A 19,494-nucleotide genomic window follows, 5' to 3' on the forward strand; every position below is an offset into this window, starting at 1 on the left:
GAGGCATCCGTGCACGCAAAAGGGCCCCGGCCGAAGCCGGGGCCCGAAAAGCCGGGGTGCCTTACTTGGCGCCGCCGAAGCCCTTGAAGCGCTGGTTGAACTTCTCGACGCGGCCGGCCGAGTCCATGATGCGCTGCTTGCCCGTGTAGAACGGGTGCGACTCGGAGGAGATCTCGACCTCGATGACCGGGTAGGTGTTGCCGTCCTCCCACTCGATGGTCTTGTCGCTGGTCACGGTCGACCGGGTGAGGAACGTCGCGCCCGAAGCCAGGTCGCGGAAGACCACCGGTGCGTAGTTCGGGTGGATGTCAGCCTTCATGATGGGTGCCTTTGAAAACGAGTGGATTGGTGAAAACGTCGGCCCGGACGGCGATCACGCCATCAACAAAGGGGGCCAAAGAGAGAGTCTAACAGCTAGCGGGCGCGGGCCGCGAACCGGCCGTCGGTCTCGGTGACCTCGACGTCGACGCCGAACGCGGCGCTGAGCTTCTCGGCCGTGATGGTCTCCGCGATCGGGCCGGCCGCCGCGACCGAGCCCTTCGCCAGCACGAGCGCGTGGGTGAATCCGGTCGGGATCTCCTCGACGTGGTGGGTGACCATGATGATCGCCGGGCTCGAGGGCGAGCCGGCGTAGCCGCCGAGCAGGCGCACGAGCTCTTCGCGGGCGCCGAGGTCGAGCGAGGCGGCGGGTTCGTCGAGCAGCAGCATCTCGGGGTCGGCCATCACGGAGCGGGCGATCTGCACCCGCTTCTGCTCGCCGTCGGAGAGCTCGCCGAAGCGGCGGTCGGCGAGGTGGTCGACCTTCCACTCGGTCAGCACGCGGTGGGCGCGGCGCTCGTCGATGTCCTCGTACTCCTCCTTCCACCGCCCGGTGAGGCCGTAGGCGGCGGTGAGCACGACGTTGAGCACGGTCTCGCCGTACGGCAGCCGGCGCGACAGGGCGCTGGAGGCGAAGCCGATGTGGGGGCGCAGCTCGCCGGGGTCGGTGTCGGAGACGTCCTCGTCGAGCAGCTTGACGGTTCCGGAGCTCGGCTTGAGCTGCGCGGCGGCCAGCTGCAGCAGGGTCGTCTTGCCGGCACCGTTGGGGCCGAGCACGACCCAGCGCTGGTCGCTGGTCACCTGCCAGTCGATGCCGGTGAGGACCGTCTGGCCCTCGCGTTCTACAGAAGCGGACTCCATGCTGACGACGACGCTCGACATGACTCCAACCCTATCGGCACTCGGATCGGCGAGTCAGCGGATCGGCGCTCACCGGACCAGCGACGCGTAGATCTCGCGTGTCTGCACGGCGATCGACTGCCACGAGAACACCTCGCGGGCGCGCTCGTGGCCCGCCTGCCCCATGCGCGCGGCCCGCTCGGGGTCGGCCAGCACGTCGGCGAGCCCCGCCGCGAGGTCGGCGACGTAGCGGTCGGGGTCGAGCGGCGTGCCGGTGCCGTCCTGCGCCTGGTCGATCGGCACGAGCCGGCCGGTCTCGCCGTCGACGACGACCTCGGGGATGCCGCCGGTGGCGGTGCCGACCACCGGAAGGCCGCAGGCCATCGCCTCGAGGTTCACGATGCCGAGCGGCTCGTACACCGACGGGCACACGAACACGGTCGCGGCGGTCAGCAGCGCGGTGAGCTTGTCGCGCGGCAGGATCTCCTCGATCCAGACCACGCCGGCGCGGGTCGCCTGCAGCTCGGCGACGAGACCCTGCACCTCCGCGAGGATCTCCGGGGTGTCCGGGGCGCCCGCGCACAGCACGAGCTGCGCCTCGGCCGGCAGGGAGCGCGCGGCGCGCAGCAGGTACGGCAGCCCCTTCTGCCGGGTGATGCGGCCGACGAAGATCACGGCGGGCCGGTCGGGGTCGACGCCGAGGGCGCGGACCGTGCCGGGGTCGTGGTTCGGGTGCCAGGTCTCGAGGTCGATGCCGTTGTAGACGACGTGCGTCTTCGCCGGGTCGATGGCCGGGTACGAGCGCAGGATGTCCTGACGCATGCCCTCGGACACGGCGATCACCGCATCCGCCGCCTCGTACGCTGTCTTCTCGATCCATGACGAGACCCGGTAGCCGCCGCCCAGCTGCTCGGCCTTCCACGGCCGCAACGGCTCGAGGCTGTGCGCGGTCACCACGTGCGGCACCCCGTGCAGCAGCTTGGCGAGGTGCCCGGCGCCGTTGGCGTACCAGGTGTGCGAGTGCACCAGGTCGGCGCCGGCCGCGTCCTGCGCCATCTGCAGGTCGACCCCGAGCGTGGTGAGGGCGGCGTTGGCGGATGCGAGTTCCTGCGGCACCCCGTACGACCAGACCCCCTCCTCGTCGCGCGGCTTGCCGAACGACCGCACCCGCACCTCGAGGTGCGAGCGGAGCGCGGCGACCAGTTCCGCGACGTGCACGCCGGCGCCCCCGTAGACCTCGGGCGGGTACTCGCGCGTCATGAGGTCGACTCTCATGTCGTCGACCGTAGTACAGCCTGGTCAGCGCAGGTAATGGCAACTAGTGTCGAGACATGAGGTCAGGCAGGAAGATCTTCGGCGTCGTGCTCGCTGGTGGAGAGGGAAAGCGCCTGATGCCGCTGACCGCAGACCGGGCGAAGCCCGCGGTGCCGTTCGGGGGGCAGTACCGGCTCATCGACTTCGCGCTGTCCAACCTGGTCAACTCCGACCTGCGGCAGATCGTGGTGCTGACCCAGTACAAGTCGCACTCCCTCGACCGTCACATCTCGCAGACCTGGCGCCTGCCGCAGCTGCTCAACTCCTACGTGTCGTCGGTGCCCGCGCAGCAGCGGCTCGGCAAGCGCTGGTTCTCCGGCTCCGCCGACGCGATCCTGCAGAACCTCAACCTGCTGCGCGACTCGCGGCCCGACATCGTCGTCGTGGTCGGCGCCGACCACGTCTACCGCATGGACTTCGCCCAGATGATCGAGGCGCATATCGAATCCGGCGCAGGCGCCACGGTCGCCGCCATCCGCCAGCCGATCGGGCTCGCCAACCAGTTCGGCGTGATCGAGGTCGACCCGGAGGACCCCCGGCGCATCAAGGCGTTCCTCGAGAAGCCGTCGGAGCCGCAGGGGCTGCCCGACGCCCCGCACGAGGTGCTCGCGTCGATGGGCAACTACGTGTTCGACGTGGATGCGCTCATCGAGGCGGTCACCCGCGACGGCGAGAAGCCCGAGTCCAACCACGACATGGGCGGCGACGTCATCCCCGACTTCGTGGAGCGCGGCGACGCGGCCGTGTACGACTTCAAAGACAACGAGGTGCCCGGATCCACGGAGCGCGACCGCGCGTACTGGCGCGACGTGGGCACCATCGACTCATTCTTCGAAGCGCACCAGGACCTGATCTCGGTGCTGCCGGTGTTCAACCTGTACAACTCCGAGTGGCCGATCTACTCGCAGGAGCTCAACTCGCCGCCGGCGAAGATCGTGCGCGACGCCCGCGGCTCGATCGGCACGACGATCGACTCGATCATCTCCCTGGGCACCGTGATCTCCGGCTCGCACGTCGAGCGCAGCGTGCTCGGGCCGTGGACCCTGGTCGACTCCGGCGCCAACCTCACCGACGCGGTCGTCTTCGACCGGGTGAAGGTCGGCCCGGGGGCGCTGGTGCGCCGCGCTATCCTCGACAAGGATGTCGTGGTCGAGGCGGGCGCCCAGATCGGCATCGACCTCGCGCGGGATCGGGCGCGCGGCCTGAACGTCACCGAGTCCGGCATCACCGTCGTCGGAAAGGGAGTCCACGTCGTCCCATGAGCGCACTCGCGTCGGCCACCGTCCCCTTCCTGGTCGTGCTCGACGCGGACTCCACGCTCTTCGCCGACGAGGTCATCGAGCTCATCGCCGACCACGCCGGCACGACCGCGCAGGTCGCCGACATCACCGAGCGGGCGATGCGCGGCGAGCTCGACTTCGCGGCGTCGTTGCGCGAGCGCGTGGGCACGCTCGCCGGCCTGTCGACGGATGCGCTCGCCGAGGTGCGCGCCCGCGTGACGGTCACCCCCGGGGCGCGGGAGCTGATCGCGCGCGTGCACGAGACCGGCGGGCGCGTCGGCGTCGTCTCGGGAGGGTTCCACGAGGTGCTCGACCCGATCGCCGGCGAGCTCGGACTCGACTTCTGGCGGGCCAACCGCTTCGAGACCGCGGACGGGCGGCTGACGGGACGCGTCGAGGGCACGGTCGTCGACGCCCATGCGAAGGCGGCGGCGCTGCTCGAGTGGGCGGATGCCGCGGGCATCCGTCTGAAGCGCACGGTCGCCGTGGGCGACGGCGCCAACGACCTCGAGATGATGCGCGAAGCCGGGCTGTCGGTCGCCTTCAACGCGAAGCCGAAGGTGCGCGAGGCGGCCGATGTGGCGATCGACGTGCCCGACCTCTCGCAGGTGCTGCCCCTGCTGGGCCTGAGGGGCTGAGCCCCTACGCCGGTCGACTCACGCGAAGCGTGACCCGACGCTGGTCGACTCACGCGAAGCGTGACCCGACGCTGGTCGACTCACGCGAAGCGTGACCCGACGCTGGTCGACTCACGCGAAGCGTGACCCGACGCTGGTCGACTCACGCGAAGCGTGAATGGAGACCCGCGCCGCCGTCAGTGCCCCATGCCCAGGCCGCCGTCGACGGGGATGACGGCGCCGGAGATGTAGGCCGCCTCGTCGCTCGCGATCCAGGCGACGGCCTGCGCCACCTCTTGCGCGGTGCCGTAGCGGCCGACCGGGATGGCCTTGCGGTACTCGGCCTGCTGCTCCTCGGGCAGCTCGGCGGTCATGTCGGTCTCGATGAAGCCGGGGGCGACCACGTTGGCGGTGATGCCGCGGCCGCCGAGCTCGCGGGTGAGCGAGCGGGCCATGCCGATCAGCCCCGCCTTCGAGGCGGCGTAGTTGACCTGGCCCGCGTTGCCGAACAGGCCGCTCACCGAGGAGATGAGGACGATGCGGCCGTACTTGGCGCGCAGCATGCCTTTCGAGGCGCGCTTGATGACGCGGAAGGAGCCGCCGAGGTTGGTGTCGACGACGGCGTCGAAGTCCTCCTCCGTCATGCGCAGCAGCAGCTGGTCGCGGGTGATGCCGGCGTTGGCGATGAGCACCTCGACGGGGCCGAGGGCCGACTCGACCTCGGTGAACGCGGCGTCGACGGCTGCGGCATCCGTCACATCGGCGCGCACGGTGAGCGTGCCCTCCGGCCCTTCCCCGCTGCGCGCGGTGACGGCGACCCGGTGCCCCCTGCTCACGAACTCCTGCGCGATGGCGAAGCCGATGCCACGGTTTCCGCCGGTGACGAGCACGGTGCGAGGGGTGAAATCTGCCATACAGGAATCCTATGGTCGGGCCGGTCGTAGGCTGGGACGACGGCCATGAAGAGCTCCCCCCACACCATCACCTCGCTGCCCCCGTCTCCGGACCAGGAGCGGCACCGACGCATGATCGAGTACTCGATCATGATGGGCGTGCGACTGCTGTGCGTGGTGGCCTGCATCTGGGTGCGCGGCTGGTGGCTGATCATCCCCGCCCTCGGGGCGGTGTTCCTGCCCTACTTCGCCGTCGTGGTCGCCAACGCGGCCCGCTCGCAGCCGAGCGGCAGCGTCGAGCGGCCCGGGTCGATCGAGCGCTACCGGGGTGACGAGTGAGCCTCTTCGGCGGGCCGGAGCGATTCGCCTGCTCCCGCGCGGCCTGCACGGCTCAGGCCTCCTGGCGCATCGACTGGAGCAACCCCCGCATCCACGCCGCGGGGCGGCGCAAGACGTGGCTGGCCTGCGACGAGCACCGCGACTACCTCGAGGGATTCCTCGTCACGCGCGGCTTCCCGCTCGAGGTGAGCCCGCTGCACGCGGAGGACCCCGCCTCATGAGGCACTGGACCTTCGTCTTCCACCGCCGCTGGCTCGCGTACTTCGCCGCGGCGGTGATCTTCGCCGTCGCCTGCGGGTTCCTCTCCAACTGGCAGCACGACCGGGGGCTGGAGGCGCAGCACGCGAACGAGCTCGTGGCGCGCAACTTCGACTCCGACCCGGTGCCGCTGACCTCGGTGCTCTCCTCGACGCACGCGTACTCTCCGAACCAGCAGTGGAAGCGCGTGACCGTCACGGGCGTCTACGACACCGCCGACCAGTACCTGGTGCGCAACCGCGCCAACGACTCCGGGCCCGGCCTCGAGGTGATCACGCCGATGCGGCTGGCGGACGGCTCGGTGTTCCTCGTCGATCGCGGCTGGGTGCCCTCGCCCGACAGCGGGGTGCTGCCGAAGTCGGTGCCCGCTCCCCCGTCGGGCACCGTGACCGCGGTGGTGCGGCTGCAGCCCTCCGAGCCGGTGCTGCGGGGGCAATCCGTCGACGGCCACTCGGTCGGCACGATCAACCTGCCGACCCTCGCGAAGCTCATCGGCGGCGACGTGTACGACCACGCCTACGGCCAGCTCGACTCGGAGACGCCGCGCGCGGCGAACGAGCTCACCCCGGTCGTGTCCGATCCGCCGGTCGCCGACACGGGCATGCACTGGTCGTACATGATCCAGTGGCTGATCTTCGCCGCGATCGGGTTCTTCGGCCTCGGCTACGCCGTGCGGCTCGAGTACCGCAAGCAGGTCGAGGGCGATCCGTCGTTCGTGCGCCGCGACAGCGAGCGCGACGCGGCGCGGGCCGCGAGGCGCGCCGCGCGCCGGGCCAAGACGGATGCCGCGATCGAGGACCAGCTCCTCGACGCCCAGGGGCGGTAGCCGCCGCGTTACGCCAGCTCCACGAGCTCGGCGTAGTCAGGGGTCCACAGGTCCTCGGTGCCTTCCGGCATGATCAGCACCCGCTCGGGGTTCAGCGCCTCGATCGCCCCGGGGTCGTGGGAGACGAGCACGACGGCGCCGGAGTAGTGCGCGAGCGCGTCGAGGATCTCCTCGCGCGAGGCCGGGTCGAGGTTGTTGGTCGGCTCGTCGAGCAGCAGCAGGTTGGCCGCCGACACCACGAGCATCGCCAGCGCCAGCCTGGTCTTCTCGCCGCCCGACAGCACGCCGGCGGGCTTGTGCACGTCGTCGCCCGTGAACAGGAACGAGCCGAGCACGCGGCGCGCCTCGGTCTCGGTCAGCTGCGGGGAGGCCGACACCATGTTCTGCAGTACCGAGCGCGAGACGTCGAGCGTCTCGTGCTCCTGCGCGTAGTAGCCGATCTTGAGGCCGTGCCCGGCCTCGATGACGCCGGTGTCGGGCGTGTCCACTCCGGCCAGGATGCGCAGCAGGGTCGTCTTCCCGGCGCCGTTCAGCCCGAGGATGACGACCTTCGATCCGCGGTCGATCGCGAGGTCGACGGCGGTGAAGATCTCGAGCGAGCCGTACGACTTCGAGAGATCGGATGCCTTCAGCGGCGTCTTCCCCACCGGCGCCGGCTCCGGGAACCGCAGCTTGGCCACGCGGTCGGCCTGCCGCACCTCGTCCAGCCCGGACAGCAGTCTCTCCGCGCGCGCCATCATCTGATGCGCGGCGGCGGCCTTGGTCGCCTTGGCACCGAACTTCGCGGCCTGCAGCTGCAGCGCTGACGCCTTCTTCTCGGCGTTGGCGCGCTCCTTCTTGCGGCGCTCCTCGTCGGCGGCGCGCTGGGCCAGGTACTTCTTCCAGCCCATGTTGTAGATGTCGATCACCGCGCGGTTCGCGTCCAGGTAGAAGACCCTGTTGACGGCCTCCTCGACCAGCTGCACGTCGTGCGAGATGACGATGAATCCGCCCTGGTAGCCCTTCAGGAACTCGCGCAGCCAGACCACCGAGTCGGCGTCGAGGTGGTTGGTCGGCTCGTCGAGGATCATCGTCTCGGCGTCCGAGAATAGGATGCGGGCGAGCTCGATGCGGCGCCGCTGACCGCCGGAGAGCGTCTTCAGCGGCTGGTCGAGGATGCGGTCGGGCAGGTTCAGGTTCGAGGCGATCGACGCCGCCTCCGCCTCCGCCGCGTAGCCGCCGAGCTGTTCGAAGCGCTCCTGGAGGTTCGCGTAGCGGCGCATCGCCTTCTCGGCGACCGCCGGGTCGGCATCCGCCATCTTCTCGGTCGCCTCGGTGATCTGCAGGTTCAGGGTGCCGAGCCCGCGCGCGTCGAGGATGCGGGTGCGCGCCAGCATCTCCGGGTCGCCGGAGCGCGGGTCCTGAGGCAGGTAGCCGAGCTGCCCGCTGCGCTCCACCTTGCCGTCGGTGGGCGGCAGGTCGCCGGCGAGCACCTTCGTCAGCGTCGTCTTGCCGGCGCCGTTGCGCCCGACGAGGCCGATCTTGTCGCCGCGCTGCACGCGGAAGTCGACACCCGACATGAGGGTGCGGGCGCCGACTCGGATCTCCAGGCCTGAGACCGCCAGCATCAGATCGCGAAGCCGAGCGCGCGCATCATGTCGCGCCCGTCGTCCGTGATCCGCTCCGGCCCCCACGGCGGCATCCACACCCAGTTGATGCGGAACCGCTCGACGATGCCGTCGAGGGCCTCACCGGTCTGCTCCTCGAGCACGTCGGTGAGCGGGCATCCCGCGCTGGTCAGGGTCATGGAGATGATCAGCGCGTCGTTCTCCTCGTCCCAGGCGAGGTCGTAGATGAGACCCAGGTCGACGACATTGATGCCGAGCTCCGGGTCCATCACGTCCTTCAGCGCCTCGACCACCCGGTCGAAGAGCGCCGGTTCGAGTGAAACTGGCATGTCCCTAGCCTACGTTCAGGGCGTCCGCGCCGTCCGCCGCGGACTCGGCGACCTGGTAGCGGTCGTAGCCCTCTTCCTCCAGGCGCTCGGCCAGGTCGGGGCCGCCCTCCTCCGCCACCTTCCCGGCGACGAAGACGTGCACGAAGTCGGGCTTGATGTAGCGCAGGATCCGCGTGTAGTGCGTGATCAGCAGGATGCCGAGGTCGGTCGCCTCGTGGGCGCGGTTCACGCCCTCCGAGACGATCTTCAGCGCGTCGACGTCGAGGCCGGAGTCGGTCTCGTCGAGCACGGCGAACCGGGGCTTCAGCAGCTCGAGCTGCAGGATCTCGTTGCGCTTCTTCTCACCGCCGGAGAAGCCCTCGTTGACGTTGCGGGCCGCGAACGAGGAGTCCATGCGCAGCCGCGTCATGGCCTCCTTCACGTCCTTCGACCAGGTGCGGATGGACGGCGCCTCGCCGTCGATCGCGGTCTTCGCGGTGCGCAGGAAGTTGGTGTTGGTGACGCCGGGGATCTCGACCGGGTACTGCATGGCCAGGAACAGGCCGGCGCGGGCGCGCTCGTCGACGGTCATCGCGAGGACGTCCTCGCCGTCGAGCGTGATCGTGCCGCCGGTGACGGTGTACTTCGGGTGGCCGGCGATCGTGTAGGCGAGGGTCGACTTGCCGGAGCCGTTGGGCCCCATGATGGCGTGGATCTCACCGGTCTTCACGGTGAGGTCGACGCCGCGCAGGATCTGCTTGGTGCCCTGCTCGGTCTCCACCGTGGTCTGGAGGTCTCGGATCTCGAGAACGGACATGACTAGACGCTTTCCTTCTTCTTGGACGGGTCGATGAGCACTTCGCCGTCGGCGATCTCGACCTCGAAAACGGGGACCGGCTCGTAGGCCGGAAGATTGAGGGGCTTTCCGCTGGTCAGCGAGAACTGCGAGCCGTGCGCCCAGCACTCGATGGTCTGGCCCTCGACGAAGCCCTCGGAGAGAGAGATGTCGCCGTGCGTGCACGTGTCGCCGATGGCGTAGACGTTGTCGTCGGCGTCGCGCACCACCGCGATCGGCACGCCGTCGACGACGACGCGCTTGGCCTGATTCACCGCGAGCTCGTCGAGCGCGCAGACCTTGACGGATGCCACTTAGCTGGCACCCCCGGACAGCTCCGCCTCGATCGCCTGGGCGAGCCGCTCTGCGAGCGACTCGACGCCGATCTGCTGCACGATCTCCAGGAGGAATCCGCGCACGACGAGGCGGCGGGCCTCCTCCTCGGTGATGCCGCGCGACTGCAGGTAGAACAGCTGCTCGTCGTCGAAGCGCCCGGTGGCGCTCGCGTGGCCGGCGCCCTCGATGTCGCCGGTCTCGATCTCCAGGTTCGGCACTGAGTCGGCGCGGGCGCCGTCGGTGAGCACCAGGTTGCGGTTCTGCTCGTAGCTGTCGGTGCCGACCGCGTCGCGGCCGATCAGCACGTCGCCGATCCACACCGTGTGCGCGCTAGCGCCCTGCAGGGCGCCCTTGTAGAGCACGCGGCCCTTCGTGTTGCGGCCCTCGTGGTAGACGTACACCTGCGACTCGAGGTGCTGCCCGGCGTCGGCGAAGTACGCGCCGAGCAGCTGCGCCTCCGAGTGCTCGCCCGCCAGCCGCACGCTCGGGTTCACCCGCACCACGGCGCCGCCGAGCGAGACGACGACGTGCTTGAGGCTCGCGCCGGTGCCGATGACGGCCTGGTGGGCGGACGCGTGGATCGCGTCGTCCTCCCACTCCTGCACCGTGATCAGGGTGAGGGCGGCGTGGTCGCGCACGAGCACCTCGACGTTCTCGGCGAAGCGGGCGCTGCCGGTGTGCTCGAGCACGACGATCGCGCGGGAACGCTCCTGCGCCTCGATGACGAGGTGCGCGTGGCCGCGCAGCTGCGCGCCGAGCCCTCGGATCGAGACGCGGACGGGCTCCTGCGTCTCGAGGCCCGCCGGGATGACGAGGTGCAGCGCCTCGGCGGTGCGCTTCCACGCGATCGCGCTGGGCAGGTCCTCGGGGTGGAAGGCCTCGCCGCGGGGAGCCTGGCCGGGCGCGAGGGGCGCCTGCACGAAGGCTTCCGGCTCGATCTCGTAGTCGATCGCCTGCGGGTCCCCGTCGGCGTCCTCGAACAGCGGCGAGAGGCGCGCGACGTCGCTGAACTTCCAGTCCACCTCGCGGCCCGTGGGGGCATCGAAGTCGGCTGGGTCGTACGAGGTCGGGCGCTCGGAGCGGGTCTGGACGGGAACGAAGCTGGGCTCCGTCTCGATGTAGGTGCTCACTCTTAGCCGACCGATCCTTCCATGCCCATCTCGATGAGCTTGTTCAACTCGAGTGCGTACTCCATCGGCAGCTCGCGCGCGATCGGCTCGATGAATCCGCGCACGATCATGGCCATCGCCTCGTCCTCGGGCAGGCCGCGGCTCATCAGGTAGAACAGCTGCTCCTCGCTGACCTTCGAGACGGTCGCCTCGTGGCCGAGCTGCACGTCGTCGACGCGGATGTCGATGGCGGGGTAGGTGTCCGAGCGGGAGATCGTGTCCACCAGCAGCGCGTCGCAGCGCACCGTGTTGGCCGAGTGGTGCGCCTTGGCGTCGACCCGCACCTCGCCGCGGTAGCCGGCGCGGCCGCCGCCGCGGGCGATCGACTTGGAGACGATCGACGACTGCGTGTACGGCGCCATGTGGATCATCTTCGCGCCCGCGTCCTGGTGCTGGCCGGGGCCGGCGAAGGCGACGGACAGGGTCTCGCCCTTGGCGTGCTCGCCCATCAGGTAGATCGACGGGTACTTCATCGTCACCTTCGAGCCGATGTTGCCGTCGATCCACTCCATGGTCGCGCCCTCGTGGGCGACGGCGCGCTTGGTGACCAGGTTGTAGACGTTGTTCGACCAGTTCTGGATCGTCGTGTAGCGCACGCGGGCGTTCTTCTTCACGATGATCTCGACCACGGCCGAGTGCAGGGAGTCGCTCTTGTAGATCGGTGCCGTGCAGCCCTCGATGTAGTGCACGTAGCTGCCCTCGTCGGCGATGATCAGCGTGCGCTCGAACTGGCCCATGTTCTCCGTGTTGATGCGGAAGTAGGCCTGCAGCGGGATCTCGACGTGCACCCCCTTCGGCACGTACACGAAGGAGCCGCCCGACCACACCGCGGTGTTCAGCGCTGCGAACTTGTTGTCGCCGGCGGGGATGACGGTGCCGAAGTACTCCTCGAAGAACTCCGGGTGCTCGCGCAGCGCCGTGTCGGTGTCGAGGAAGATCACGCCCTGCTTCTCGAGGTCCTCGCGGATCTGGTGGTAGACCACCTCGGACTCGTACTGGGCGGCCACGCCGGCGACGAGGCGCTGGCGCTCGGCCTCGGGGATGCCGAGCTTCTCGTAGGTGTTCCGGATGTCCTCCGGCAGCTCTTCCCAGCTGGTCGCCTGCTTCTCGGTGGAGCGGACGAAGTACTTGATGTTGTCGAAGTCGATCTCCGACAGGTCGGCGCCCCAGGTGGGCATCGGCTTGCGGCGGAAGACGTCGAGCGCCTTCAGTCGCCGCTGCAGCATCCATTCCGGCTCGTTCTTCAGAGCCGAGATGTCGCTGACGACCTCCGTGGAGAGACCGCGGCGGGCGGACGCACCTGCGGCGTCCGGGTCCGACCAGCCGAACTCGTACTGGCCGAGGCCCTCGAGCTCAGGACGGTCGATGAGAACGTCTGACATATCTAACCTCGCTTACTGCCGCCCGTGACCGGTTATCAGACCGGCTCGTCCCCTGCTGCGGAAGGTCACGAGTCGACCCCCGCGGTAGACGATTGTGCGGATGGCTGGCGGGCGCGCGCCGCGCACCCCTGAACCAGGAAAGTCTACAGAACTGATGCGCGCGGCGCCGGTGAAACCGCCGTGACGGATGCCTGGGCCGTGTGCACGCTCGGGAACAGCGTCGGATTCACGTCGAGCAGCACCCGCAGCGCCCCCACCCACACCAGCGCCGCGCCGAGCAGATGCAGCGCCACCAGCGCCTCGGGCAGGTGCGTCACGGACTGCACCACGCCGAGGAGCGCCTGCGCGACGACCACCACGACGAACACGGCGGCGCGCAGCCGCGGCACCGCGGCATCCGTGCCCCTGAGAGCCAGCCACAGCACGACGCCCAGCGCGAGCGTGGCCGTGCCGAGCACCGCGTGCGCGACCGTGATGCCGACCCAGTCGAAGCCCATGCGCGGCACGTCGCTCGAGTCGCCCGAGTGCGGGCCGGAGCCGGAGACGAGCGTGCCGACGACGACCAGCACGGTCGTGAGCGCGATCAGCCACCAGCTCAGGGCGCGGACGCGGGCGGTGGGCCGATAGTCCGTCGGCTGCTCGTGCACGCGGTGCCAGGTGAGCGCGGTCGTGGTCAGCAGCGCGATCGCGGTGACGAAGTGCAGGGCCACGACGTACGGGTTGAGGTCGGCCAGCACGCTCATGCCGCCGATGACGGCGTTGGCGACGACGAGCCAGAACTGGCTCCAGGCGAGCCTCGTGATGCTGCGCACCCGCGGCTTCTGCAGCCGCGCGGCGACGATCACCCACCCGACCACGACGACGATGCAGCCGGTGATCATGCGGTTGGTCTGCTCGATCATGCGGTGCAGGTCGGGCGAGATCGGATCGATGACGTACTGGCCGTCGCAGGTGGGCCAGGTGGGGCAGCCGAGGCCGGAGCCGGTCACGCGCACCACTCCCCCGGTCAGGATGATCAGGATGCTCACCACGAGGGCGGCCGTGGTCGCCCAGCGCAGGCTGCGGGGCGAGAGGGTCCAGCGGTCGGCGGCCCAGCCGAGCGGGGTGCGCAGCGCCATCAGAACGGCATCAGCGGGTCGATGGCGACCGCGAGGAACAGGATCGACAGGTACGTGATCGAGCCGTGGAACACGCGCATCGGCGACACGTCCTCGTGCCGGATCGCCAGGTGGTACAGCCGGTGCGTCTCGTAGACGAACCAGCCGCCCGCCGCGAGGGCGCCGATGGTGTAGACGACGCCCATGTGGGCGACCGGCACGAGCAGCAGCGAGCAGACCACCGTGGCCCACGCGTACAGGATGACCTGCAGGCCGACGGCGGCGCGGCCGCGCACCACGCCGAGCATGGGCACGCCGACCTGCTTGTAGTCGTCGCGGTACTTCATCGACAGCGGCCAGTAGTGCGGCGGCGTCCACAGGAACACGACCGCGAACAGGATGAACGGTGCCCAGCTCAGGCCGTCGGTCACCGCGCTCCACCCGATCAGCACCGGGAAGCATCCGGCGATGCCTCCCCAGATGATGTTCTGCGCGGTGCGGCGCTTGAGCCAGAGCGTGTAGACGAAGACGTAGAACAGGATCGCCGCGACGGACAGGCCGGCGGCGAGCAGGTTGGTGGTGAGCGCCAGCCACACCGTGGAGACGACGCCGAGGATCCACGCGAACACGAGGCCCTCGCGCGGCGTGACCTCACCGGTCACCAGCGGCCGGTTCTTGGTGCGCTTCATGACCGCGTCGATGTCGCGGTCGATGTACATGTTGAACGCGGCGGCGCTGCCGGCGGACAGGGCGCCCCCCACGACCGTCGCGATCACGAGCCAGAGGTTCGGAAGGCCGTCGGCGGCGAGGATCATCACGGGGATCGTGGTCACCAGCAGCAGCTCCATGACACGCGGCTTGGTGAGTGCGACATAGGCGAGCGCCTTGCGTCGCAGCCCGGTGCGCTCGGGGCGCTCGACCGGGCTCTCTACGGTGATCCCCATGGCTCCTTCGTAACGTCGGCTTGCGCGCCTCAGTCTAGATGACGGGGGCCGACCCCCAACGGGGGCGCGTGCGCGACTATGCTTGAGAGTGCTCGCCTTCCGGGGCTTCGCACAGACATCTAAAACACTCCGACCTCACGGCTGGGAGAAGTCTGCGAACCGCCGCGGGTGCCGAAGACGTCTGCGGCGCGCACAACCGATATAGCGGCGGGTGATCTGAACGGCCCGCCCGCACGAATAGTGGGAAAGGTCAAATTCAGTGGCAGCTCTGCAATGGGATCCCATTGACAACAAGGCGGTCGACACGGTCCGCGTCCTCGCGGCCGACGCCGTGGAGAAGGTCGGAAACGGGCATCCCGGGACCGCCATGAGCCTGGCCCCCGCCGCCTACCTGCTCTGGCAGAAGGTCATGCGGCGCGACCCGAGCGATGACCAGTGGATCGGCCGCGACCGCTTCATCCTGTCGATCGGCCACAGCTCCCTGACGCAGTACATCCAGCTCTACCTGGGCGGATACGGCCTCGAGCTCGACGACATCAAGGCGCTGCGCACCTGGGGCTCGCTCACCCCCGGCCACCCCGAGTACGGGCACACCAAGGGCGTCGAGATCACCACCGGCCCGCTGGGCCAGGGCCTCGCCTCGGCCGTCGGCTTCGCCTACGCGCAGCGTTACGAGCGCGGCCTGTTCGACCCGGACGCCGCGCCCGGCACCTCGCCCTTCGACCACTACGTCTACGTGATGGCCGGCGACGGCGACATCGAGGAGGGCGTCACCAGCGAGGCCGGCCAGCTCGCCGGCACCCAGCAGCTCGGCAACCTCGTCGTCATCTACGACAAGAACCACATCTCCATCGAGGACAACACCGACATCGCCCTGTCGGAGGACACCGCCAAGCGCTACGAGGCGTACGGATGGCACGTGCAGACGGTCGACTGGAAGAAGACCGGCGAGTACGTGGAGGACGTGCAGGAGCTCTTCGACGCGATCGAGGCGGCGAAGGCCGTCACCGACAAGCCGTCGATCATCATCCTCAAGACCATCATCGGCTGGCCCGCCCCCACCAAGCAGGGCACCGGCAAGGTGCACGGCTCGAAGCTGGGCGCCGAGGAGGTCGCCGCGATCAAGAAGGTGCTCGGCTTCGACCCCGAGAAGAGCTTCGAGGTCGACCCCGAGGTGCTGGCGCACACCCGCAAGGCCGTCGAGCGCGGCAAGCAGCAGCGCGCCGAGTGGCAGCAGGCGTTCGACGCCTGGGCCGCGGCGAACCCCGAGCGCAAGGCGCTGTTCGACCGTCTCGAGGCGGGCGAGCTGCCCGAGGACCTCGAGGCCGCGCTGCCCGCCTTCGAGGCCGGCAAGGACGTCTCGACCCGCGCCGCCAGCGGCAAGGTCATCAACGCGCTCGCGGGCCGGCTGCCCGAGCTGTGGGGCGGGTCGGCCGACCTGGCCGAGTCGAACAACACGACCATCGAGGGCGGTGGCTCCTTCCTGCCCGCCTCGATCACCACTCCCGAGTGGGGCCAGGGCAACCCCTACGGCCGCATCCTGCACTTCGGCATCCGCGAGCACGCGATGGGCGCGATCCTGAACGGCATCGTGCTGCACGGCAAGACCCGCGCCTTCGGCGGCACCTTCCTTCAGTTCGCCGACTACATGCGCCCGGCCGTGCGCCTCGCCGCGCTGATGAAGATCCCCTCGATCTTCGTCTGGACCCACGACTCCGTCGCCCTCGGCGAGGACGGCCCGACGCACCAGCCGGTCGAGCACCTCGCCGCGCTGCGGGCCATCCCCCAGCTGGCGGTCGTGCGCCCCGGCGACGCGAACGAGACCGCGTACGCCTGGCTCGAGATCCTGAAGCGCCAGGACGGCCCGGTCGGTATCGCGCTGACCCGCCAGAACATCCCGACCTTCGAGCGCGGCGAGGGCGAGGCCTCCGGTGAGACCTTCGCCTCCGCGAAGTTCGTCGGCAAGGGCGCGTACGTGCTCGCCGAGGCGCCGAACGGCACCCCGGACGTGATCATCCTCGCCACCGGCAGCGAGCTGCAGCTCGCCGTGAACGCCCGCGCCGAGCTGGCCAAGGAGGGCGTCAACGCGCGCGTCGTGTCGGTGCCGAGCCAGGAGTGGTTCGCCGAGCAGAGCGACGAGTACAAGGAAGCGGTGCTCCCGGCATCCGTCACCGCACGTGTCGCGGTCGAGGCGGGTATCGCCATGCCGTGGCACAGCTGGGTGGGCGACAAGGGACGAATCGTCTCGATCGAGCACTTCGGCGCCTCGGCCGACTACAAGACCCTGTTCGAGAAGTTCGGCATCACCACCGAGGCCGTCGTCGCCGCCGCGAAGGAATCGCTCGCGGCGCTGACCCCCTCGCTGTGACCCGAGAGATCTCAAGGAAAGAAGAAACCGACATGACTACTCCTACCGCGGAACTCAGCGCAGCCGGCGTCAGCATCTGGCTCGACGACCTGTCGCGCACCCGGATCACCTCCGGCGGCCTCAAGAAGCTGATCGACGAGAAGAACGTGGTCGGCGTGACGACGAACCCGACCATCTTCGCCGCCGCCATCGGCAAGGGCGAGGGCTACCAGGAGAAGCTGGCCGAGCTGGCCCGCGCCGGCAAGAGCGCCACCGAGGCGATCTTCGAGCTGACCACCGCTGACGTGGCGGATGCGTCGGACATCTTCGCCCCCATCTTCGAGTCCACCGGCGGCGTCGACGGCCGCGTGTCGATCGAGGTCGAGCCCGGCCTCGCGCACGACGCCGCGGGCACCATCGCCCAGGCCGAGGAGCTCGCCAAGAAGGTCGGCCGCCCCAACGCGCTGATCAAGATCCCCGCCACCGTCGAGGGCCTCGAGGCGATCGCGGCCGTGATCGGCAAGGGCATCAGCGTCAACGTCACGCTGATCTTCTCGCTGCAGCGCTACCGCGAGGTCATCAACGCCTACCTGACCGGTCTCGAGACCGCCAAGGCCAACGGCATCGACCTCTCCGGCATCCAGTCGGTCGCCTCGTTCTTCGTCTCGCGCGTCGACACCGAGATCGACAAGCGCCTCGCGGCGATCGGCACCGACGAGGCCCTCGCCCTGAAGAGCAAGGCCGGCATCGCCAACGCCCAGCTCGCCTACCAGGTGTTCGAGCAGGAGTTCGCCACCGAGCGCGCCAAGGCCCTGCTCGCCGCCGGCGCCAACCTGCAGCGCCCGCTGTGGGCCTCGACCGGCGTCAAGGACCCGTCGCTGCCCGACACGCTCTACGTGACCGGGCTGGTCGCCAAGGGCGTCGTGAACACCATGCCCGAGAAGACCCTCGAGGCGACCTTCGACCACGGCGTGGTCGAGGGCGACACCATCACCGGCCACTACGACGAGGCGAACGCCGTGCTCGACGGCCTGGCCAAGGTGGGCGTCGACTACGACGACGTCACCGCCGTGCTCGAGAAGGAGGGCGTGGAGAAGTTCATCGCCTCCTGGAACGAGCTCGTCGAGTCGGTGCAGGGCGCGCTCGAGGCCTCGCTGGAGGCCGCGAAGTGAGCTTCCAGATCCACGTCAGCGGCGCCGCGAAGGAGGCCGTTGACGCGGCTCTCCCTGCCCTCGTGAAGGACCTCGTGGCGTCGGGCATCTTCGCCCAGGACCCGACCCTGTGGGGCCCCGACGCCGAGTCGGAGGCGAGCAAGCGCCTCGGCTGGATCGACGCCGTGAACATCTCGCGCCCGCTGATCCCCGAGATCTACGCGCTGCGCGACAAGCTGCGCGCGGCCGGGGTGAACCACTTCGTGCTCGGCGGCATGGGCGGCTCGTCGCTCGCGCCCGAGGTCATCACGAACACGCGCGGCGTGGAGCTGACGATCCTCGACACCACCGACCCGGGCCAGGTGCTCGCGGCGATCAACGACCGCCTCGAGACCACCGCCGTCGTGGTGTCGTCGAAGTCGGGTTCCACGCTCGAGACCGACAGCCACCGCCGCATCTACGAGAAGTCGTTCCGCGACGCCGGCATCGACCCGCTCGAGCGCATCGTCATCGTGACCGACCCCGGATCGCCGCTGGACTCCAGCGCGCGCGCCGAGGGGTACACGGTGTTCAACGCCGACCCGAACGTCGGCGGCCGCTACTCCGCCCTGACCGCGTTCGGCCTGGTCCCTTCGGGCCTGGCCGGGGTCGACCTCGAGGAGCTGCTCGTCGAGGCCGAGGCCGCTTTGCGCGAACTCGCCATCGACGACGAGCGCAACCCGGGCCTCGTGCTCGGCGCCGCGATCGCCGGATCGAAGCCGCTGAAGAACAAGCTCGGCATCGTCTCCGACGGCACTCCGCTCGTCGGCTTCGGCGACTGGGCGGAGCAGCTGATCGCCGAATCCACCGGCAAGCTCGGCACCGGCCTGCTGCCGGTCGTGCTCGGCACCGAGGCGCCCGAGCTCGACGAGAAGCCCGCCGACCTGCAGGTCGTGCGCATCGTCGAGGACGCCACGCAGCTGCACCTGTTCCCGTCGGCGCGCCACGAGGGCGAGATCCTCGTGTCCGGCTCGCTCGGCTCGCAGTTCGTGGTCTGGGAGTTCGCGACCGCCGTCGCGGGGCGCCTGCTCGGCATCAACCCGTTCGACCAGCCCGACGTCGAGGCGGCCAAGGCCGCGGCCCGCGCCCTGCTCGACCAGACGCCCGAGCCCGTGGCGCCGGCTTTCGTCGCCGACGGCATCGAGGTGCGCGCCACCGACGGCCTGCTGGCGGATGCGACGACGCTGAGCGGCGCGATCGAGGCGCTCCTCGGCCAGCTCGGCGCGGACGGGTACGTGGCCGTGCAGGCGTACGTCGACCGGCTCGCCCTGCCGCAGCTCGCCGGCGTCCGCGACCTGCTCGCGGCACGCGCCCACCGCCCGGTCACCTTCGGCTGGGGTCCGCGTTTCCTGCACTCCACAGGCCAGTTCCACAAGGGCGGCCCGGCGGTCGGCGTCTTCCTGCAGATCACCGCCACCCCCGCGCAGGACCTGCAGATCCCCGACCGGCCGTTCACCTTCGGCCAGCTCATCCAGGCGCAGGCCGGCGGCGACGCCGCCGTGCTCGCCGAACACGGCCGCCCGGTGCTGACCCTCACCCTGACCGACCCGGAGGCGAACGTCGCCACCCTGTTCGGCGCGATCAACGAGTAAAG

20 protein-coding genes are annotated in these 19,494 nt (G+C 69.8%); 8 read left to right on the forward strand and 12 right to left on the reverse strand.

What is annotated here, in order from left to right:
* Nucleotides 1-61 precede the first annotated feature (61 nt).
* The 3 genes from H563_RS0100790 to glgA all read right to left on the reverse strand — a co-directional run bounded on the left by H563_RS0100790 (nucleotide 62) and on the right by glgA (nucleotide 2,433).
* Nucleotides 62-319 (reverse strand): type B 50S ribosomal protein L31, encoded by a 258-nt coding sequence (locus H563_RS0100790; protein ID WP_022880724.1) that lies wholly within the window; start codon nucleotides 317-319, stop codon nucleotides 62-64.
* Nucleotides 320-414: 95 nt separating this feature from the next.
* The gene (locus H563_RS0100795; RefSeq protein ID WP_027478940.1) at nucleotides 415-1,179 is read right to left on the reverse strand and encodes an ABC transporter ATP-binding protein; all 765 of its coding nucleotides are present in this window, start codon (nucleotides 1,177-1,179) and stop codon (nucleotides 415-417) included.
* Nucleotides 1,180-1,248: 69 nt separating this feature from the next.
* Nucleotides 1,249-2,433 carry a glycogen synthase gene (gene glgA, locus H563_RS0100800; protein WP_022880726.1) on the reverse strand — a complete coding sequence of 395 codons (1,185 nt, stop codon included), beginning with the start codon at nucleotides 2,431-2,433 and terminating at the stop codon, nucleotides 1,249-1,251.
* Between the two features lie 56 nt (nucleotides 2,434-2,489).
* On the opposite strand from glgA, the gene glgC reads away from it, so the two are divergent.
* Nucleotides 2,490-3,734 carry a glucose-1-phosphate adenylyltransferase gene (glgC, locus tag H563_RS0100805; RefSeq protein WP_022880727.1) on the forward strand — a complete coding sequence of 415 codons (1,245 nt, stop codon included), beginning with the start codon at nucleotides 2,490-2,492 and terminating at the stop codon, nucleotides 3,732-3,734.
* Nucleotides 3,731-4,390, forward strand: coding sequence for a phosphoserine phosphatase SerB (gene serB / locus H563_RS0100810; RefSeq protein ID WP_022880728.1), 660 nt, complete (start codon nucleotides 3,731-3,733; stop codon nucleotides 4,388-4,390). The genes glgC and serB overlap by 4 nt, the downstream gene beginning before the upstream one ends.
* A 176-nt stretch (nucleotides 4,391-4,566) precedes the next feature.
* On the opposite strand, the gene fabG is transcribed toward serB, so the two are convergent.
* On the reverse strand, nucleotides 4,567-5,283 hold the full coding sequence (gene fabG / locus H563_RS0100815; protein WP_022880729.1) for a 3-oxoacyl-ACP reductase FabG: 717 nt from the start codon (nucleotides 5,281-5,283) through the stop codon (nucleotides 4,567-4,569).
* Nucleotides 5,284-5,328: 45 nt separating this feature from the next.
* Here fabG and H563_RS14355 point away from each other — a divergent pair, with 45 nt between their 5' ends.
* From H563_RS14355 to H563_RS0100830, 3 genes are read left to right on the forward strand one after another with little or no spacing between them, the layout of a single operon-like run.
* On the forward strand, nucleotides 5,329-5,601 hold the full coding sequence (locus tag H563_RS14355; RefSeq protein WP_022880730.1) for a DUF3099 domain-containing protein: 273 nt from the start codon (nucleotides 5,329-5,331) through the stop codon (nucleotides 5,599-5,601).
* Nucleotides 5,598-5,822: a hypothetical protein gene (locus H563_RS0100825; protein WP_022880731.1), complete on the forward strand. Its 225-nt coding sequence runs from the start codon at nucleotides 5,598-5,600 to the stop codon at nucleotides 5,820-5,822. Before H563_RS14355 ends, H563_RS0100825 begins: the two co-directional genes overlap by 4 nt.
* A complete protein-coding gene (locus H563_RS0100830) occupies nucleotides 5,819-6,685 on the forward strand; it encodes an SURF1 family cytochrome oxidase biogenesis protein (protein ID WP_022880732.1) in 867 nt (288 codons plus the stop codon). The genes H563_RS0100825 and H563_RS0100830 overlap by 4 nt, the downstream gene beginning before the upstream one ends.
* 8 nt (nucleotides 6,686-6,693) lie before the next feature.
* Here H563_RS0100830 and abc-f read toward each other — a convergent pair whose 3' ends face one another.
* The 8 genes from abc-f to H563_RS0100870 form a co-directional block, all read right to left on the reverse strand.
* Entirely contained in the window at nucleotides 6,694-8,292 is a 1,599-nt protein-coding gene (gene abc-f, locus H563_RS0100835) for a ribosomal protection-like ABC-F family protein (RefSeq protein ID WP_022880733.1), read from the reverse strand.
* Entirely contained in the window at nucleotides 8,292-8,621 is a 330-nt protein-coding gene (locus tag H563_RS0100840) for a metal-sulfur cluster assembly factor (protein ID WP_022880734.1), read from the reverse strand. The genes abc-f and H563_RS0100840 overlap by 1 nt, the downstream gene beginning before the upstream one ends.
* 4 nt (nucleotides 8,622-8,625) lie before the next feature.
* On the reverse strand, nucleotides 8,626-9,417 hold the full coding sequence (gene sufC, locus H563_RS0100845; RefSeq protein ID WP_022880735.1) for a Fe-S cluster assembly ATPase SufC: 792 nt from the start codon (nucleotides 9,415-9,417) through the stop codon (nucleotides 8,626-8,628).
* Between the two features lie 2 nt (nucleotides 9,418-9,419).
* A complete protein-coding gene (locus tag H563_RS0100850; RefSeq protein ID WP_022880736.1) occupies nucleotides 9,420-9,749 on the reverse strand; it encodes a non-heme iron oxygenase ferredoxin subunit in 330 nt (109 codons plus the stop codon).
* Entirely contained in the window at nucleotides 9,750-10,901 is a 1,152-nt protein-coding gene (gene sufD, locus H563_RS14360; protein ID WP_022880737.1) for a Fe-S cluster assembly protein SufD, read from the reverse strand.
* A 2-nt stretch (nucleotides 10,902-10,903) separates the two neighbouring features.
* The gene (sufB, locus tag H563_RS0100860) at nucleotides 10,904-12,322 is read right to left on the reverse strand and encodes a Fe-S cluster assembly protein SufB (RefSeq protein ID WP_022880738.1); all 1,419 of its coding nucleotides are present in this window, start codon (nucleotides 12,320-12,322) and stop codon (nucleotides 10,904-10,906) included.
* A 143-nt stretch (nucleotides 12,323-12,465) separates the two neighbouring features.
* Nucleotides 12,466-13,440: a COX15/CtaA family protein gene (locus H563_RS14365; RefSeq protein ID WP_155864942.1), complete on the reverse strand. Its 975-nt coding sequence runs from the start codon at nucleotides 13,438-13,440 to the stop codon at nucleotides 12,466-12,468.
* Complete coding sequence (locus tag H563_RS0100870) at nucleotides 13,440-14,363, reverse strand: heme o synthase (protein WP_022880740.1); 924 nt, start codon at nucleotides 14,361-14,363, stop codon at nucleotides 13,440-13,442. The genes H563_RS14365 and H563_RS0100870 overlap by 1 nt, the downstream gene beginning before the upstream one ends.
* Nucleotides 14,364-14,622: 259 nt before the next feature.
* On the opposite strand from H563_RS0100870, the gene tkt reads away from it, so the two are divergent.
* From tkt to H563_RS0100885, 3 genes are read left to right on the forward strand one after another with little or no spacing between them, the layout of a single operon-like run.
* Nucleotides 14,623-16,731, forward strand: coding sequence for a transketolase (gene tkt / locus H563_RS0100875; RefSeq protein ID WP_022880741.1), 2,109 nt, complete (start codon nucleotides 14,623-14,625; stop codon nucleotides 16,729-16,731).
* 32 nt (nucleotides 16,732-16,763) lie between these two features.
* Entirely contained in the window at nucleotides 16,764-17,882 is a 1,119-nt protein-coding gene (gene tal, locus H563_RS0100880; protein ID WP_022880742.1) for a transaldolase, read from the forward strand.
* Nucleotides 17,879-19,492, forward strand: a complete 1,614-nt coding sequence (locus tag H563_RS0100885) for a glucose-6-phosphate isomerase (RefSeq protein WP_022880743.1) — start codon at nucleotides 17,879-17,881, stop codon at nucleotides 19,490-19,492. The genes tal and H563_RS0100885 overlap by 4 nt, the downstream gene beginning before the upstream one ends.
* The last annotated feature ends 2 nt before the right edge of the window (nucleotides 19,493-19,494 follow it).

The organism is Gryllotalpicola ginsengisoli DSM 22003 (assembly GCF_000419445.1).
Lineage (GTDB): Bacteria > Actinomycetota > Actinomycetes > Actinomycetales > Microbacteriaceae > Gryllotalpicola > Gryllotalpicola ginsengisoli.